Consider the following 18,398-nt stretch of genomic DNA (forward strand, 5'->3'; position numbering starts at 1 on the left):
GCAAAGGCGTAAGCAAATTTTGTTCCAAAAATTGATTTTTTTTGCTAAAATTGCTTTTATGAGAGTAGATAAATTTTTAAATGTAGTTAATATCACGAAAAGAAGAGCTATTTCTGAAGATATGTGTAAAAGTGGTGTAGTGGGGATTAATGGCGTTATTGTTAAAGCGAGTAAAGAGGTTAAGGTGGGTGATATTATCACTTTACATTTTACTGAATACACTCAAAAATATAAAGTCCTAGCTATACCTAGTACGAAAAGTATTCCTAAAAACGCACAAAATGAATATGTGGTAAAATTATGAAAGAATTTATTTTAGCAAAAGATGAGATCAAAATGATGCTTCAAATAATGCCTCAAGAAGGTGTTGTTTTACTTCAAGGAGATTTAGCTAGTGGAAAAACAAGCTTAGTGCAAGCTTGGGTTAAATTTCTTGGTCTTGATGCAAGGGTGGATTCTCCAACTTTTTCCATTATGCAAAAATATGAAAATCATGATATTTGCATTTATCATTATGATATTTATCAAGAAGGTTTAGAAGGACTTTTAGCAAATGGTTTATTTGAAAATTTTTTTGAAAAAGGTTTACATTTGGTTGAATGGGGCGGTGAAAATTTGAAAAAAACTTTAATGAAATTTGGAATTTCTACTATCCAGATTAAAATTAGCATTAAAGATGACAAAAGAAAGTATGAAATTTATGAGTAAATTAGAAATTGTAAATTTAGAAAAAATTATTAAAAAAACTAAGATTATACATGGAATTTCTTTAGAGGTTAATAGCGGAGAAGTTGTAGGACTTTTAGGGCCAAATGGTGCAGGAAAAACGACAACTTTTTATATGATATGTGGACTTATTTCCCCAAGTAGTGGAAAAGTTCTTTTAGACGGTTTAGATGTGACAAAAGATCCTTTAAACAAAAGAGCTAGATCAGGGATAGGTTATTTACCTCAAGAAAGTAGTATTTTTAAGGATTTAAGTGTAGAAGATAACCTGCTTTTAGCGGCTCAGATTTTTTATCAAGATAAAAAAATTTTACATGATAAAGTTGAGCAAATGCTTGAACTCTTAAGTATAGAGCCTATTCGTTTAAGGAAAGGTTTAAGTTTAAGTGGAGGTGAAAGAAGGCGTTGTGAGATCGCTAGAAGCTTGATGTGTGAACCTAAGTTTTTGCTTCTTGATGAGCCTTTTGCAGGTGTTGATCCTATAGCAGTGGCTGAAATTCAAACTTTAATTAAAGAGCTTAAAAGATTGGGGATTGGGGTTTTAATTACCGATCATAATGTGCGTGAGACTTTGGCTATTTGTGATAGAGCTTATGTTATAAGATCAGGTTCTTTACTTGCTAGTGGGAATGCTGATGAAATTGCAACCAATAAAGATGTGAAAAAGTATTATTTAGGAGCGGAGTTTAAACTCCTTGATTGATGTTAAAGCAAAAAATCACCCAAGCACCCAAGACTAAAATTTCTCAAACTTTACGCTCCTGGTTGCCGATTTTACAAGCAAACATAGAAGATTTAAAAGAAAATTTAGATAAATTTGCTGAGGATAATCCTTTCTTAAATGTTCAAGATTCGATACAAACTCATGATAAGGGTAAGAATTATTTTGATTCATTTTATAAACATAATGTAAATTCGGCTTTTGTGGATAGTAAAGGACTTGCCAAAAAAAGTGTTTATGAGCTTTTAAATGAACAGATTCTTCCTCCTTTGTTTCCTACAAAAAAATCTCAAGAACTTGCAAAAAAAATTATAGAATGCTTAAATGAGGAAGGATATTTTGAATACGATGAAGAATTTTTAAAAGAGTATTCCTTAGAAGAAATTGAGCGAGTAAGAGCAAGATTTAAATTTTTAGATCCTGTAGGAGTGGGAGCTAAAGATTATAAAGAAGCATTTTTATTTGCTCTTGAAAATATGGAGTTAGATGAAGATATTGATGAGTTTTGTAGAATGTTGATTATGGATTTTGAAAATATACAAAACTATACCAAAGAGCCTTTATATAAAGAAGCATTAGCTGTACTTAAGCGCTTTAGCACTCCCCCTTTTTTGGAATATTTTGAAGATTCTCGTATAATTGTTCCTGATATTTTTGTTTATAAAGAAAATGGTGAAATTAAAGTAAAAATCAATGATGATTATTATCCTGAAATTTCAATCCAAACTGATGGTTTAGAGCATGATTTTTTAAGTCATTACATCAAAGAAGCAAAAAATTTAGTCGATGCTCTAGCGATGAGAAAAGCTACTCTTTATAAAATAGGGCTTATGATAGTAGAATATCAATATGATTTTTTTATGGGAAAAGAGATAAAACCTATGACTTTTAAGGATTTAGCACTTGATTTAGAACGCAATGCTTCGACTATATCAAGAGCTGTGGCAAATAAATATTTAAGTTGTGAAAGAGGACTTATCCCTTTGCGTGATTTTTTTGCTTTTGCTCTTGATGAAGAGGGAGAGACTTCAAATGTAGGTGTTAAAGAATTTGTGGCAAATTTAGTAAAGAATGAAGATCGCAATAAACCTTTAAGCGATAGTAAAATTTTAGAATTAATCAAAGAAGAATTTAAAGTTGATATAGGGCGAAGAACTATTACAAAATATCGCAAACATCTTAATATAGCAAGCTCTACAGATAGAAAAAAATTATATGAACTTGAAGGATAAAATTCTATCAATCTATCAAACCCATTACACTTTTGTTTTATATTTAAATTTAATTTAAATAATATAAAAATTATTGTTTTATTTTTAGAAATATTATTCTTTAATTTAAAAATGTGATACAATAATAACTGTTTTTAAATATCAATTTTCAAAGGAGTTAAAATGGACTTTTTAACAAGCCTTAGTGAGGGAGGGCAATTTGCAATCCAAATCATTATCGTTTTAATTTGTCTTTTTTACGGTGCAAAAAAAGGCGGCATAGCGCTTGGTTTACTCGGTGGTATAGGTATTTTAATGCTTGTATTTGCTTTTCATATAAAGCCTGGAAAACCAGCCATAGATGTTATGCTTACAATTTTAGCGGTAGTGGTTGCAAGTGCAACTTTGCAAGCAAGCGGTGGTTTGGATGTTATGCTTCAAATAGCAGAAAGAATTTTAAGACGCAATCCTAAGTTTTTAACAATATTAGCGCCTTTTGTAACCTGCTTTTTGACTATACTTTGTGGAACAGGACATGTGGTTTATACTATTATGCCTATTATTTATGATATAGCGATTAAAAACGGTATTCGTCCTGAGCGTCCAATGGCGGCAGCTTCTATATCATCACAAATGGGTATTATTGCATCTCCTGTATCTGTGGCTGTTGTGAGTTTGACTGCTTTGCTTTTAAATGCTAATCATAAATTAGCAGGTTTTGATGGTTATATTAATCTTCTTCAAATTACCATACCTAGTACATTATTTGGTGTATTGTGTATAGGAATTTTTTCTTGGTTTAGAGGAAAAGATTTGGATAAAGATGAAGTATTTCAAGAAAAACTTAAAGATCCTGAATTTAAAAAATATGTTTATGGGGATTCTAAAACACTTTTAGGCGTTAAACTTCCAAAAAGCAATTGGGTTGCAATGTGGATTTTCTTAGGAGCTATTGCTTTAGTAGCTTTATTAGGTGTATTTGATTTCTTGCGTCCAAACTGGGGGCAAGTTGTAAAAAATGGCATTCCTCAAGTAGATGCTTTAGGCAATCCTAAAATGGATGTTTTATCCATGGTTTCAGTTATTCAGATGTTTATGCTTTTAGCAGGTTCTTTGATTATCATCTTTACTAAAACAGATGCAAAGAAAATCGGCTCTAATGAAATTTTTAAATCAGGTATGATAGCACTTGTTGCGGTTTTTGGAATTTCTTGGATGGCTGATACTATGTTTGCAGTTCACACTCCTATGATGAAAGCAGCGCTTGGAGATATAGTAAAAGAGCATCCTTGGACTTATGCTGTAATGCTTCTTTTAATTTCAAAATTTGTAAACTCTCAAGCAGCGGCTATTTCAGCTTTTGTTCCTTTGGCTTTAGGAATTGGTGTTGAACCTGGTGTGATTGTTGCTTTTGCGGCTGCTTGTTATGGGTATTATATTTTACCAACTTATCCAAGCGATTTGGCTACTATACAATTTGATAGATCAGGTACTACTCACATCGGTAAATTTGTTATCAATCATAGTTTTATTTTACCAGGTCTTATAGGTGTAATCACTTCTTGTATAGCAGGATATTTTATTGCTATGGCAGCAGGTTATCTTTAACAATTTTTAGCAGGATTTTTCCTGCTAAATTCTTCATTTGTCTTTTTATTTAATATAGATAAAAATTATAAATAAATCATAAAATTAGTATTAATCAAAATATAAGCTTAACAAGGATAGAATAAATCCTATTTTGAATCAATGAGAAAAGGCTATCCTATGGATATTATCTTTGCTTTGCTTCTACTTTTAGCTTTTGGTAGTTTATGTTTTTTTATCCGTTTTTGTGAAATTCAAACTAAGGACACGCGGATGATATTTTTACTAGTTTTAAGCTTAATACTTGCTCTTTATTTATTTTATGCTCTATTATATCCTGAAAAATTTTAAAGGAAAAATATGCTAGAAATTTTAATAACACTGATTATAGCTTTTATATTGGCTTTAATTTTTGGAAATTATCTTTATAAAATTGCAAGCTGTAAAAAAACTATTTTTGATTTTATTTTTAATCCAATTGATAACTTAATTTATAAAATTTGTGCAATTGATAGAAAAAATATGACTTGGCAAAAATATTCTTTGCATTTAATTGCTTTTAATGCCTTAGTGGCTATTTTTTCTTTCGTGATTTTTTATTTACAAGATAAACTTTTTTAAATCCCAATTCGATAAATTCTATGATAAGGGGATTTGAATTTAAATACTGTAATTAGTTTTATTACAAATACAAACCTTCAGCATTATAGTGGAGAGAATGCTTTAAGTTTGCTTTCGCAAAATACAGGCATTTTGCTTGCTATGTTTGTTTCAAGTGCGAGTGGATATTCTGCTTGTATGGCTTTTTGTCGTGCTTTATGTAGTATGCAAATGGGAAATTTTTATGAAGATTTTACGCGTATTATTACGCGTTTGATGTTGCCTTTAAGTTTTATTTTGGCTGTAATTTTTATCTCTGAAGGCGTGGTGTAAAATTATCACGCAAATTTTAGCGTGCTTACTTTAGAAAATAAATTTCAAAGCATTGCCACAGGTCCTGTTGCAGCTCTTGAGTCTATAAAACATTTAGGGACAAATGGGGGTGGTTTTTTTGGTACTAATTCAAGCATGCCTTTTGAAAATCCTACTTTACTTACAAATTTTTTGCAAATTTTATCCATGATGCTTATTCCTAGTGCCTGTGTTGTAGCTTTTGGATTGATGGTTTATCATAGAAAAGAAATACAAGGTTTTGCTCTTATGGGAAAAGAAGAAGGGGGGGGGGGTTATTTTTGGTGCAATGGGGATTATTTTTATCATTTCTTTGCTTTTAATTTATTTTAGCGAAAAAATGTCAAATCCAAATTTGGATTCTTTGGGTTTAAATGCAAATTTGGGAAATTTGGAAGGTAAAGAAATAAGATTTGGCACAGATGGTTCGAGTTTATTTAGTGCTGTAACTACTGCTTTTACTACAGGAAGCGTCAATAATATGCACGATAGTTTAAATCCTTTAAGCATCAGTGCTACTTTGCTAAATATGATGCTAAATGTAGCTTTCGGTGGCGAAGGAGTAGGGCTTATGAATATGATTATTTATGTGCTCTTAACCGTGTTTATTTGTGCATTAATGATAGGTAGAACTCCAGAATTCTTGGGTAAAAAAATAGAAAGCGCACAAATGAAGCTTATAGCTTTGGTAATTCTTATCCATCCTTTATTAATCCTTGTTTTAAGTGCATTAGCTGTTGTTTTTGCAAAAGATAGTATAAGCAATCCTAGCTTTCATGGCTTGGCTCAAATTTTGTATGAATTTAGTTCTTCGGCAGCAAATAATGGTTCAGGACTTGAAGGTTTAAAAGATGATAATTTATTTTGGAATTTAAGCACAGCTTTTGCTATGTTTTGTGGGCGTTATTTGGTTTTAATAGCTCAGCTTGCTATAGCTGGATCGCTTTTGGCTAAAAATACACAAGAAAATACTGCAAATTCTTTAAAAACGGATAATTTAACTTTTATGTTTGTGCTTGTTTGTATTATATATATTTTTGCTGCACTTACTTTTTTTCCAGTGCTTACTTTATCAAGCGTTGCAGAATATTTATCTTTATGGCATTAAGGAGGGTCAATGTCTAAAAAACAAAATAAACTCATTACAAAAGAAATTTTAAATAATGCCATAAAAGGAGCATTTTTAAAATTTGATCCACGCTTTATGGTAAAAAATCCTGTTATGTTTATGGTGGAAGTTGGATCGATTCTTACTTTGATTTTAAGTATTTTTCCTACTTTGTTTAATGGAAATTCTGATGAAAGAATTTATAACATCTTAATCACTTTTATTTTATTTATAACCTTGCTTTTTGCAAATTTTGCAGAAAGTATTGCAGAAGGAAGGGGTAAAGCCCAAGCAGCTACCTTAAGACAAAGCAAAAAGGATTCTAAAGCTAGACACATAAAAAGTGATGGCAGTGAAGAAATGCTTAATTCTAGCGAGTTAAAAATAGGTGATATAGTTTTAGTTAAAGCAGGTGAACTTATACCTAATGATGGAGAAATTATAGAAGGTACTGCAAGTGTTGATGAATCAGCTATTACAGGTGAAAGTGCACCTGTTATGCGTGAAGCGGGCGGTGATTTTTCTTCTGTTACAGGTGGGACTACGGTTTTAACTGATTTTTTAAAGATTAAAATTTTAGTTGGAGCTGGGGAAAGTTTTTTAGATAAAATGATCAATCTTGTAGAAGGTGCTGCGCGTCAAAAAACTCCAAATGAAATTGCTCTTAATACTCTTTTAATTGTACTTAGTTTGAGTTTTTTGGTGGTGGTTGTAAGTTTATATCCTTTTATGCAATTTTTAGGCGTGAGTTTGCCTATTTCATGGTTAGTAGCATTGCTTGTATGTCTTATTCCTACAACTATAGGGGGCTTTTATCAGCTATAGGAATAGCAGGTATGGACAGGATAACGCGTTTTAATGTGATCGCACTTTCAGGCAACGCTGTTGAAAGTTGTGGTGATGTTGATACTATGATTTTAGATAAAACAGGAACGATTACTTTTGGAAACCGTTTGGCAAATGAATTTTATGAAGTCCAAGGTATAAGCAAAGAAGAAATGATTAAAGCTTGTGTTTTATCCTCTTTAAAAGATGAAACTCCAGAAGGTAAAAGCATAGTTGCATTGGCTCAAAGAATGGGTTATGAATTAGAAGGTAATGATATTAAAGAATTTATCGAATTTAGCGCTCAAAATAGAATGAGTGGTGTGGATTTGCAAGATAATATAAAAATTCGCAAAGGTGCTTTTGATGCTATAAGAGCTTATATAAGCGAAATGAATGGAAAAATTCCTAGCGATTTAGAAACTAAGGTAATGGAAATTTCAAATCTCGGTGGCACTCCTTTGGTAGTGTGTAAAAATGAAAAAATTTTAGGAGTGATTTATCTAAAGGATACAGTAAAACCAGGACTTAAAGAGCGCTTTGATGAGCTTAGAAAAATGGGCATAAAAACTTTAATGTGTACCGGAGATAATCCTTTAACAGCAGCTACTATAGCTAAAGAAGCAGGGCTTGATGGATTTATAGCAGAATGCAAGCCTGAAGATAAAATAAAAGCCATTAAAAAAGAACAAGCCCAAGGTAAGATAGTAGCCATGACAGGAGATGGAACCAATGATGCTCCAGCTCTTGCACAAGCTGATGTAGGTATAGCTATGAACTCAGGAACTCAAGCAGCCAAAGAAGCAGCCAATATGATAGATCTTGATTCTAATCCTACTAAAATTTTAGAAGTAGTTGAAATAGGAAAAGGTTTGCTTATTACTAGAGGCAGTCTTACAACTTTTAGTATGGCAAATGATATTGCTAAGTATTTTGCTATTTTACCTGCTATGTTTAGTGTGGTTTTACCTCAAATGCAAATTTTAAATATTATGCATTTAGCTACCCCGCAAAGCGCTATTTTATCAGCACTTATTTTTAATGCTATTATTATACCTTTGCTCATACCTATTGCTATGCGTGGAGTTAAATTTAAGCCTATGAAAAGTGAGCATTTGCTTTTAAGAAATTTGAGTATTTATGGTTTAGGTGGTATGATAGCACCTTTTATAGGGATAAAAATAATTGATATTCCTACAGCTTGGATACTTAGAATTTTAGGAGTGTGATATGCTTAGAACTTTGCTTAGTTTTTTTGTGGTAATGCTAATATTGTGTACTCTTATTTATCCTTTTGCTTTAAATACAGTTGCAAAATTTATTTTTCCTTATCAATCAAGTGGAAGTTTAGTGGGTAAAGAAGGTCGTCCGACTTTGGATATAAGCAAAGCGGTAGGTTCAAAGCTTTTGGGTCAAGATTTTAATAAACCTTATTTTCTACATTCAAGAACATCTGTGTCAAATTACAATACAAGCGATACAAATGAAAGCAGTGTAAAGTTCAGGTGGATTTAATTATGCTATGTCAAATCCTGCTTTAAAAGAGCGTGTGCAAAAAGATTTGCAAAAATTTTTAGATGAAAATCCGCAAATTACAAAAGAACAAATTCCTTTGGATTTGTTAAGCGCTTCAGGATCAGGTCTTGATCCTCATATCAGTCTTCAAGCAGCCCTAGTGCAAATTCCTAGGATAAGTCAATCTTCAAAAATCACCAAAGAAGAATTAGAAAAAATCATTCAAGAAAATACAGAGTCTAAATTTTTAGGGATTTTTGGGGAAGAAAAGGTTAATGTTTTAGCCGTTAATATAGCTATTGCTAAAGCCATGAAAAAAGAATAAACATGCAAAGACAAAGTCCTGAACAAATTCTTAAAAAACTTGAGGTTAAAGCCAAGGAAGAAGAAAAAAACAAACTTGCAAAATTAAAAATCTTCTTAGGTTATGCTGCAGGTTCTGGAAAAACTTATGCTATGTTAAGTGAAGCTAGAACTTTAAGGGATAATGGAGTTGATGTTGTTTTAGGCTATATAGAGCCTCACGATAGACCTGAAACAATGGCTTTAACACAAGGTTTTGAAAGTATAGCTAATCTTGAAATTCCTTATAAAAATATAGTATTAAAAGAATTTGATTTAGACGCTACCCTTAAGAGAAAACCTGCTTTGGTTTTAGTAGATGAGCTTGCACACACTAATGCTAAAGGCTTGCGTAATGAAAAGCGTTTTCAAGATATAGAAGAACTTCTAAAAGCAGGGATTGATGTTTATACTACTTTAAATATACAACATTTAGAAAGTTTAAATGATTTAGTCGCTAATATCAGTAAGATAGAAGTTAAAGAGCGTATTCCTGATCGTATTTTTGATGAGGCTGATCAGGTTGAACTTGTTGATATTGAACCTAATAAGCTTTTAAAAAGAATGCAAGATGGTAAAATTTATAAGGAAAAACAAGCTAAACTAGCACTTGAAAATTTCTTTCGCCAAGAAAGACTTATAGCTTTGCGTGAGATTGCCTTAAGAAGACTTGCTTCAAGAGTGAATTTAAGAGCAAGTGAACAAAGGCTTATTAATGATGATTTAGCTTATCATACTGGAGAGCATATTTTAGTTTGTATTAATGCTTCAAATGCAAAGGTTATTCGTGCAGCTGCAAGACTTGCTTTAGCTTTTCATGCTAAATTGAGTGCGCTTTATATAAAAAATCCCAATATTAAAGAAGAAAAAGCCTTAGAAGAAAATATAGAACTAGCTAAAAGTTTTGATGCTGAAATCATTAGCGTATATGATGATATAGCAAGACAAATTGCAGAGTATTCAAGCCTTAGCAATGTTTCTAAAATTGTTTTAGGTAAAAATAAAGATAAAAAAAGTTTAAAGAAGAGATTTTTGAAGCTGTTGCTAAAAAAGCACCCAATATTGATTTATATCTTGTCAATGAAAATCAAATTTCTACTCCTAAAATACGAAGTAAAAAAGGTTTTGATTTTTTAGGTTTTTTAAAAATCACAGGAGTTTTGCTTTTAGCAACTTTTATAGCTTTTGTATTTCATAAATTTAATACTCAGCCAAGTAATATAGTTATGATTTTTATTTTAGCAGTTTTTGCTTCTTCTTTTATTTCTGATAATAAAATTTTCGCCTTTTATTCTTCTTTGGTAAGTGTTTTGATTTATAATTTTTTCTTTTTAGAACCTATTTTTAGTTTTAAAGTTCATGATAGTGGAAATATTATTACTTTTACAACTATGTTTATAGTTGGATTTTTAACAGCTGTTTTTACTAGAAGATTAAAATTGCAATCTAAAGAACTCACTAAAAGAGCTTATAGAACAGCTATTTTACTTGAAAATAGTGAAAAATTAGCAAGAGTAAAAAGCAAACAAGAGCTTTGGGAACAACTTGGAAATCAAGCTTTAAAATTATTAAATTTACCTATTATTATTTATCCTATAAATAAAAACAATATTTTATCGAAACCTTTGTTGTTTTTTAACGATGATAAGCAAATGTTAAAAAATTGTTTTAGTGCTGATGAGATTGCTATTGCTCAATGGGTTGCAACAAATAAAGAAAGAGCAGGTGTTTGTACAAATACCCTGCCTAATGCTAATGCTATGTATTTACCTATAGAAGATGGGAAAAAACTAAAGGGGTTATAGGTATAGTTTTAAAAGAAAAACGTCCCTTGCAAGACTTTCAGTATGAAATTTTAAGTGCTTTACTTAATGAGGCAGGAGTTAGAACAAGGGATATATTTTTATTATAAATCCCTTAATTTATTAATCTCATCTCTAATAGCAGCAGCTTTTTCAAACTCAAGTGCTTTAGCTACTTCAAGCATTTGTTTTCTTAATTCTTTGACAAGTTTTGCTCTTTCGCTAGCAGGCATTTTTTCTAGTTTTTTACCTTTGCGATAAATTTCGCCTAAATCCTCTTCATTTTTCAAACTTTCTTCAATATGGCGTTTGACTGAAGTTGGCGTGATATTGTATTTTTTATTATAAGCCATTTGAAGTTTGCGGCGTTCATTGGTAGTATCCATAGCTTCTTGCATAGATTTTGTAATCTTTTTGCAAAAAAGCAAAACCTTACCATTGACATTTCTAGCTGCTCTTCCCATGGTTTGGATTAAACTTGTAGTACTTCTTAAAAAGCCTTCCTTATCTGCATCCATAATGGCAATGAGTGAAACTTCAGGCAAATCAAGTCCTTCTCTAAGTAAGTTAATGCCAATTAGCATATCAAAAGCACCGCTTCTTAAACCTCTTATGATTTCATTGCGTTCTATAGCATCGATATCTGAGTGCATGTATTTGACTTTTATACCAAGCTCTAAATAATACCTTGTAAGCTCTTCAGCGAGTTTTTTAGTCAGTACAGTTACTAAAACCCGTTCGTTTCTTTGTATGACTTTTTTAGCCTCATCAAATAAAATTTCAACCTGATTATCACTATCTTTTAATTCTATCAAAGGATCAAGCAGTCCCGTAGGACGCATGATTTGATGAAAGATGTTTTCTTTGCTAAGTTCAAGTTCTAAAGGTGCAGGTGTAGCTGAAACAAAAAGAAATTGACAATTTTTATGGATAAATTCATCAAACATTAAAGGACGGTTATCCAAGGCTGAAGGCAAACGAAAACCATAATCCACCAAGGTTTGTTTTCTGCTTCTATCTCCTGCAAACATACCTCTAAATTGTGGTAAAGATACATGGCTTTCATCGACTATAACAAGAAATTTTCTATCTTTAATCGCAAAATAATCAAAAAGCGTATAAGGAGTATCACCTTCTTTAAGTCCTGTTAAATGCCTTGCATAGTTTTCAACTCCTTTACACATTCCTGTGCTTGTAAGCATTTCAAGATCAAATTCAACCCGTTGTTTAAGGCGTTGATATTCTACGAGTTTATTTTCATGTTCAAAATAAGCAAGGCGTTCGTTAAGTTCTGCTTTTATGTCTTTTATCGCTTGTTTTAATCTTGTTTCGCCCACGCTAAACTGGCTTGTAGGATAGAGTATGAAGCGTTTTAAATCTTTACCTTTTTTATTTTCTAAAACATTGTAATGATACATAGCATCAAGCTCATCGCCAAAAAATTCAAGTCTTACTACTTCATCTTCATAATAAGCTGGATAAATATCTATAATATCTCCTTGAACTCTAAAATCTGCACGATCAAAAAAATTATCATTTCTTTTATAACCCATATCTACAAGTTTTTTTAAAAGTTCTTTTTGTGAAATTTGCATACCTAGTTCAAAGATTAAAACCATGCCTATGTATTCATTTGGATTACCAAGTCCATAATTTGCCGAAACACTAGCTATGCAAACTACATCTTCATAACTTAAAAGAGAAGCAGTAGCACTCAGTCTTAAACGCTCTAAGTCTTCATTAGTGGAGCTGTCTTTTTCTATGAAAACATCAGTGCGTGGAATATAGGCTTCAGGTTGATAATAATCATAATAAGATATAAAATATTCCACATGATTTTTAGAAAAAAAGCCTTTAAATTCGCTATAAAGTTGTGCACAAAGGCTTTTGTTGTGACTCATGATAAGAGTGGGCATATTAAGTTCTTTAATGACATTTGCCATGGTAAAGGTTTTTCCACTTCCTGTAACGCCTAGTAAGGTTTGATATTTATTGCCTTTTTTTATACTTTTTACTATGCCTTTTATGGCTTCTTGTTGATCAGGACTAGGTTTAAATTCGCTGGTAAGTTCTAACATTTTTCTACTTTATTTTTATTTTTGAAAAAATTTTAAAAGAAAATGCTTTAATTAAAAATTAATTGACAATAAAAACCTAAATTTAAATTTTTTTCTGCTACAATATCAAATAATATTTTCCATAAATTACAAATTTCTTAAGAAGGCAAAAATATGTTTGATGAAAAAATAATCAATACTATGACAGATAAAGTAAATGAATTAATTGAAAAGTATAACGAAGTTTGCGAAGCCAATGAGGCTTTAAGAAATGAGCTTGTAAGCGTTAAAGCACAAAATGAAGCAAAAAGTAATCAAATCATGCGTTTAGAAGAAGAACTTAAATCTCGCAATATAGAAAGCGAAGATATTTATAAGAAAATAGAGGCTGTTCTTGGCAGATAATCTAAAACAAGTCATTGTTAATGTTAATGCAAAAGATTTCATTGTTAAGTGCAGTGAAGAATTTGCAAATTTTTTAGAAGATGATATCGCTTTGATTTCAGGGGGTACTAAAAAAATAGAACTTAAACGCTTTGTAGATGCGTTTGTTAAAAAAAGTTATGAAAATTATATTCTAGAAAGAGAACTTAAGAAACTAATAAAAGCAATCAATGAAGAACTCCCGACAAAATGAACAAAGCTTTTACTCTGCTTGAGCTTGTTTTTGTGATTTTGATTTTGGGAATTTTATCAAGCTTATCTTTATCTTTTATCAATACTACAAAAGATGAGGTTAAAATTTTAAAATTAAAAATGGACTATGAAATGCTAAGCTCAGCTCTTGCTTTAATGCGTAGTCAAATGAGACTTAAAAATTTAAATTTTCCAGAAATTTTAGATAATGCGCAAAACAATCAAGCCAAAGAAAAACTCTTTTATTGTTTAAATGATTGTGATTATTCTTTGCTTGATACACCTATTTATTCTGATTTTAAATCTTGGATAAAAATAGGTAAAAATCACTATAGATTTGCATTAAATGCTAAAGAGATGGTTGAATTTATTTATGATTCTAAAGAAGGTTTGTTAAAGTGTATAGGAAGTTCTAGATGCAAAGATCTGATATAAGATATTATGAACTTGCAATTTGTGGTTTGTATTTGGATAATTTAACTTTTCATAGTTTTGATGAAATCAAACCTTTAACACAGGTATTAGTGGATTTAAAATCTAAAAAAAATCTTAAAGCCATCGTACTTAAAGAATGTCAAAAACCTGATTTTAAAACTATAGAAATTAAAGAAATTACAAAGTATTTTCTAACTCCTTTGCAACTTGAATTGGCAAATTTTATTGTTTATTATTATGCTTCAAAACTTGGTTTTGTTTTGGGCTTTTTCGAAACTAGTCCTAAGTATGAATGTCAAAAAATGTTTTTTAAAGATACCCCTAAGCTAAGCAATCAACAACAAAATGCCTTAAGTTTTCTTCAAAAAGAAAATAATTCTTTGCTTTTTGCTGACACAGGTAGTGGTAAGACTGAAATTTACATTTCTTTAATAAAAGAGTGTTTAGAACAGGGTAAGCAAGCTTTACTTTTGATGCCAGAAATCGCACTTACTCCACAAATGCAAAAGCGTTTAGAAGTATATTTTAAGGATAATTTTTTCCTGTGGCATTCTAAAATTTCAAAGAAAAAAAAGCAAGAATATTTAGAGTGTTTTTGCAAGGGAGAAGTGCTTTTAGTAGCGGGTGCAAGATCGGCTTTGTTTTTACCTTTTAGAAATTTAGGACTTATTGTAGTAGATGAAGAACATGATAATTCTTACAAGGCTTCTAACCAGCCTTTTATCAATGCAAGAGATTTAGCACTTTTTTTGGGTCAAAAAAATAATATTAAAGTGGTTTTAGGTTCTGCAACCCCATCTTTAACGAGCTTTTATAAACAAAAAAGTTTTAGACTAAAAGGAACTTTTTTTGAGAGTAAAAAACATTTTTTATATGATGAAAATGAGCTCGGTATAACACCTATGCTTTTAAGCGAATTAGAAAAAAGTTTAAAACATCAAAAACAAGCTATAGTGTTTTTACCTACAAGGGCTAATTTTAGGCAAATCATTTGCAAGGATTGTGGAGAAACGATAAAATGTCCTTTTTGTTCTATTGCTATGAGTATGCATAAAAAGAAAAATATTTTAAAATGTCATTATTGTAATTATACTTCTTTAATAGAGCAAAATTGTCCAAGTTGCAAAGGAGAAATGTTAGAAGCTAGAAAAATTGGGACTGCTGAACTTTTAGAGCTTTTGCAAAATGCTTTGCCTTTAGCAAAAATAGCAAAATTTGATAGCGATGAAATCACAAGCGTTAAAAAGCTTAATACTATTTTAAAAAACTTTAATGAAAATAAGATCGATATACTTATTGGCACTTCTATGCTTGCTAAAGGACATGATTATCATAGTGTGGATTTGAGTGTGATTTTAGGGCTTGATGAATATTTGTTGCGTCCTAGTTTTAGAGCGAGTGAAGAAACTTTAGCTTTAGCTATGCAAGTTGCAGGCAGGGCAGGGCGTAAAGGCGAAGCAAGAGTACTTTTGCAAACAAAAAATAGAGCTTTTTTTGAAAGGTATATAGAGAATTATGATGCTTTTTTAAAAGATGAGTTAGAAAATAGAAAAGATCTTTACCCCCCATTTAAACGCCTTTTAAGAGTTCTTATAGAAGATAAAGATCAAAAAAGTGCACAAAAACTTTGTGAAAAATTTGCTTCTCAATTTAGAAATATCAAACAGGTAGAATTGGTAGGCTATGGAATTTGTGGAGTTGAAATGCTGTATGGAAAATATCGTTTTTATTTATTGCTTAGAAGTGAAAATCATAAAGCTTTAGTGGCAATTGAAAATTATATTTTGCAATTTAAAAATGCAAGTGCGGATATTGATCCTATTGATTTTGTGTAAGTGATATGATTATTTATCTTTGTATATTTTTTCAAATTCTTTATAATATTTCCAAGAATCAATAATATGAGGATGTGTTTGTTTTAAATGATTTAGTTCATTTTCAAATATATTAAAAAAAGTGTAAATAAGTGATTTATTTTTTATAAAATAATCTATTACATCTTTTTCTTTCATCATTTTTGATTCTGTTTCATCTATGGTTATTTTAATTTGATATAAAAAATCATACAAATAATGTTTAATTGTTGAAAATAAAAGATTGTTTTGTTCTAATTGCTTAAAATCATTTTTATCAATATATACACCCATATCATTACATAGGTCGTTTTTTATAATTTCTTGTATTATGTCTATTTTTTCATGATTGATATGTTTTCTGTCTAAAATTATGGGAATGCTAGAAGTTCTATCAATATTGAAATTTTTATTATTTTTAGGAGTATTAAGATAAAAGGTGTTATTAATATCTTTAGAATTTGCATAAAGTGTAATAGGAAAAAGATAGCGAATATAACCTCTAAATTCTTTAATTTTAAATAAATCTAATTTATCTTTATGGGGGGGGGGTAAAATTAAAATTTATAGCAAGTAAATTCATGGTATCGAAGGCCTTTGATTGGCGGATTTCTTCCATATCAAGATAGTATACATTGTCTTTGTTAAAATATTTTAATAAATAAGAGATGATAAAAACTCCTTGTTGTAGTTCATTTATATCGATTTTAATTTTATGATTTTGATGAGTAAGATAGTTGATGTAATAACGCCAATCATAAGTTAGATTAAATTCAGGGGGATAGTTTCTTAAAACTTTACTCCAATCTCTTCCCCAGCTATGCTTTAAAAGTCCTATTGGATCTCGAACTCCGCAAATAATCTTAGAATTAAAATCTAATAAAGATAGATATTTATCAAAATAAGGTAGATTAATTTCTGATATATTAATAGCATATTGAGCAATTGTATTATCATTTAGACACATGTAATTAATACAATATCTCTCTTTGCTATCAGGTGGTAAAACCCAGGAGGCAAAACAAGTTACATCGCAACATTGATTAAGGTATCTTAAAAATGCTGCTGCTCCAACGCCATGTGGAGAAATATAGATAAATTTATAGTGTTTAGGCAGGGGTAAATTTAAATCCCAAGCTAATTCTGCGCAATGTCGACTAGAATCTATTTCTATAAAATTAGGATTGATTAAAGGTGGATAAGGATGTTTTGTTGATAAATATCTATCCCTAAATTCGTTAGAATTGAGCCAAGTGCAAATTGTTTCAATATTTTCCAAAACAAAGGTAAAAAATTTTTCATTATTCGAATTTTTTAAAGCTTGTAAAAGAATTTGAGCTAGGGTTGGAGTTAGGTTATTTTTTATATAGAGTAAAAGATTTTGCATATAACCTCTTTTAATTGTATTTAATTTATATATAATTCATAAATATTTAAATGTCATGAAATTTAAATATATTATCAAAAATAAACTTTAATTAAAGCAATAAAAAGTTAAAATTTGATATTAAAATTTTTCAAAGAGTGAAGTTATGGAGTATAAAAGATTTAAAACCAGACAAATCAAAGTAGGAAATGTTTTAATAGGCGGTGATGCACCCATTTCAGTTCAATCTATGCTTTTTACTAAAACAAGAGATATAGAAGGTTCTTTAGAACAAATCAATCGTCTTTATTTTGCAGGAGCAAACATAGTGCGTTTGGCGTGCTTGGATATGGCTGATGCAAGGGCTTTAAAAGAGATTAAAGCTAAAAGTCCTCTACCTTTAATCGTAGATATTCATTTTAATCATAATTTGGCTGTATATTGTGCTGAATTTATCGATGGCGTGCGTATAAATCCTGGCAATATAGGCTCTAAAGAAAATATTAAAGAAGTGGTAAAAGCATGTAAAGAACGGGGTATCCCTATACGCATCGGTGTAAATCACGGCTCCATAGAAAAACAATTTAGTGATAAATTTGGTTATGGTGTCGATGCCATGCTAGAAAGTGCGATGTATAATATCAAGCTTTTAGAGGATTTAGACTTTTTTGATATTAAAATTTCCATGAAGACTTCAGATGCTCAAAAAACTATAGAAGCTTATGAGAGATTAAGACCGCTTTGTGATTATCCTTTTCACTTAGGGGTAACTGAAGCAGGAACTAAATTTCATAGCACTGTAAAAAGTTCTATAGCTTTAGGAAATTTACTTCTTAAAGGTATAGGCGATACTATGCGTGTTTCTATGACTGGCGAACTTGAAGAAGAAATTCGTGTAGCAAGGGCGATTTTACAAGATAGCGGAGTGCAAAAAAGCGGAGTAAATATCATCTCTTGTCCAACTTGCGGTAGGATTCAAAGTGATTTGTTAAGTGCGATTAAAATCGTAGAGGAAAAAACCAAGCATATAAAAGAACCTTTAAATATCAGTGTCATGGGTTGCGTGGTAAATGCTTTAGGTGAAGCTAAGGGCGCTGATGTGGCTATAGCCTTTGGGAAAAATCAAGGACTTGTTATAAGACATGGTGAAGTTGTAGCTAAACTGAAAGAAAGTGAACTTGTAGATAGATTTTTAGCTGAAGTTGAAGATGAGGTTAAAAGTAGGGCTGTAAAAGAATAAAAGCCAAGAAGCAAGGTTTAACC

At 30.7% G+C, this 18,398-nt stretch carries 15 protein-coding genes and 4 pseudogenes; 17 read left to right on the plus strand and 2 right to left on the minus strand.

The features are described 5' to 3' along the window. Positions 1–58: 58 nt before the first annotated feature. The 12 genes and pseudogenes from FBE87_RS03290 (at position 59) to FBE87_RS09205 (ending at position 10,791) form a co-directional block, all read left to right on the plus strand. Entirely contained in the window at positions 59–304 is a 246-nt protein-coding gene (locus FBE87_RS03290) for an RNA-binding S4 domain-containing protein (RefSeq protein ID WP_002860004.1), read from the plus strand. Next, positions 301–708, plus strand: a complete 408-nt coding sequence (tsaE, locus tag FBE87_RS03295) for a tRNA (adenosine(37)-N6)-threonylcarbamoyltransferase complex ATPase subunit type 1 TsaE (RefSeq protein WP_002872602.1) — start codon at positions 301–303, stop codon at positions 706–708. The genes FBE87_RS03290 and tsaE overlap by 4 nt, the downstream gene beginning before the upstream one ends. Then, a complete protein-coding gene (gene lptB / locus FBE87_RS03300; RefSeq protein ID WP_002868415.1) occupies positions 701–1,429 on the plus strand; it encodes an LPS export ABC transporter ATP-binding protein in 729 nt (242 codons plus the stop codon). The genes tsaE and lptB overlap by 8 nt, the downstream gene beginning before the upstream one ends. Then, positions 1,429–2,679, plus strand: coding sequence for an RNA polymerase factor sigma-54 (locus tag FBE87_RS03305; protein WP_002874592.1), 1,251 nt, complete (start codon positions 1,429–1,431; stop codon positions 2,677–2,679). Before lptB ends, FBE87_RS03305 begins: the two co-directional genes overlap by 1 nt. Before the next feature lie 162 nt (positions 2,680–2,841). Then, positions 2,842–4,266, plus strand: a complete 1,425-nt coding sequence (locus FBE87_RS03310; protein WP_002856715.1) for an anaerobic C4-dicarboxylate transporter — start codon at positions 2,842–2,844, stop codon at positions 4,264–4,266. Positions 4,267–4,407: 141 nt separating this feature from the next. Further along, positions 4,408–4,596 carry a K(+)-transporting ATPase subunit F gene (kdpF, locus tag FBE87_RS03315; RefSeq protein ID WP_019260295.1) on the plus strand — a complete coding sequence of 63 codons (189 nt, stop codon included), beginning with the start codon at positions 4,408–4,410 and terminating at the stop codon, positions 4,594–4,596. A gap of 9 nt (positions 4,597–4,605) precedes the next feature. Then, a pseudogene (locus FBE87_RS09190) lies at positions 4,606–5,529 on the plus strand (potassium-transporting ATPase subunit KdpA). Beyond that, entirely contained in the window at positions 5,486–6,304 is an 819-nt protein-coding gene (locus tag FBE87_RS09195) for a potassium-transporting ATPase subunit KdpA (RefSeq protein WP_251825565.1), read from the plus strand. Before FBE87_RS09190 ends, FBE87_RS09195 begins: the two are co-directional and overlap by 44 nt. A 9-nt stretch (positions 6,305–6,313) precedes the next feature. Continuing rightward, positions 6,314–8,358: pseudogene (gene kdpB / locus FBE87_RS03325) on the plus strand (potassium-transporting ATPase subunit KdpB). 1 nt (position 8,359) lies between these two features. Next, positions 8,360–8,969 (plus strand): annotated as a pseudogene (gene kdpC / locus FBE87_RS03330) (potassium-transporting ATPase subunit KdpC). Between the two features lie 2 nt (positions 8,970–8,971). Continuing rightward, positions 8,972–10,123, plus strand: coding sequence for a sensor histidine kinase KdpD (locus FBE87_RS09200; RefSeq protein WP_237961707.1), 1,152 nt, complete (start codon positions 8,972–8,974; stop codon positions 10,121–10,123). A gap of 23 nt (positions 10,124–10,146) precedes the next feature. Next, complete coding sequence (locus tag FBE87_RS09205) at positions 10,147–10,791, plus strand: DUF4118 domain-containing protein (RefSeq protein WP_223209779.1); 645 nt, start codon at positions 10,147–10,149, stop codon at positions 10,789–10,791. Positions 10,792–10,892: 101 nt separating this feature from the next. On the opposite strand, the gene uvrB is transcribed toward FBE87_RS09205, so the two are convergent. Then, positions 10,893–12,866, minus strand: coding sequence for an excinuclease ABC subunit UvrB (gene uvrB, locus FBE87_RS03340; RefSeq protein WP_168977222.1), 1,974 nt, complete (start codon positions 12,864–12,866; stop codon positions 10,893–10,895). A gap of 153 nt (positions 12,867–13,019) precedes the next feature. On the opposite strand from uvrB, the gene FBE87_RS03345 reads away from it, so the two are divergent. From FBE87_RS03345 to FBE87_RS03360, 4 genes are read left to right on the plus strand one after another with little or no spacing between them, the layout of a single operon-like run. Continuing rightward, a complete protein-coding gene (locus FBE87_RS03345; RefSeq protein ID WP_002852327.1) occupies positions 13,020–13,250 on the plus strand; it encodes a hypothetical protein in 231 nt (76 codons plus the stop codon). After that, positions 13,240–13,482, plus strand: a complete 243-nt coding sequence (locus FBE87_RS03350) for a hypothetical protein (protein ID WP_002854947.1) — start codon at positions 13,240–13,242, stop codon at positions 13,480–13,482. Before FBE87_RS03345 ends, FBE87_RS03350 begins: the two co-directional genes overlap by 11 nt. Continuing rightward, positions 13,479–13,916, plus strand: coding sequence for a prepilin-type N-terminal cleavage/methylation domain-containing protein (locus tag FBE87_RS03355; RefSeq protein WP_002852324.1), 438 nt, complete (start codon positions 13,479–13,481; stop codon positions 13,914–13,916). Before FBE87_RS03350 ends, FBE87_RS03355 begins: the two co-directional genes overlap by 4 nt. Next, positions 13,898–15,751 (plus strand): primosomal protein N', encoded by a 1,854-nt coding sequence (locus FBE87_RS03360; protein ID WP_002860009.1) that lies wholly within the window; start codon positions 13,898–13,900, stop codon positions 15,749–15,751. Before FBE87_RS03355 ends, FBE87_RS03360 begins: the two co-directional genes overlap by 19 nt. 9 nt (positions 15,752–15,760) lie before the next feature. Here the strand turns inward: FBE87_RS03360 and FBE87_RS03365 are convergent. Then, a pseudogene (locus FBE87_RS03365) lies at positions 15,761–17,156 on the minus strand (DUF2972 domain-containing protein). A 145-nt stretch (positions 17,157–17,301) separates the two neighbouring features. On the opposite strand from FBE87_RS03365, the gene ispG reads away from it, so the two are divergent. Then, positions 17,302–18,375: a flavodoxin-dependent (E)-4-hydroxy-3-methylbut-2-enyl-diphosphate synthase gene (gene ispG, locus FBE87_RS03370; protein WP_002854766.1), complete on the plus strand. Its 1,074-nt coding sequence runs from the start codon at positions 17,302–17,304 to the stop codon at positions 18,373–18,375. Positions 18,376–18,398 lie beyond the last annotated feature (23 nt).

Source organism: Campylobacter sp. CFSAN093246 (assembly GCF_012889415.1).
GTDB lineage: Bacteria > Campylobacterota > Campylobacteria > Campylobacterales > Campylobacteraceae > Campylobacter_D > Campylobacter_D jejuni.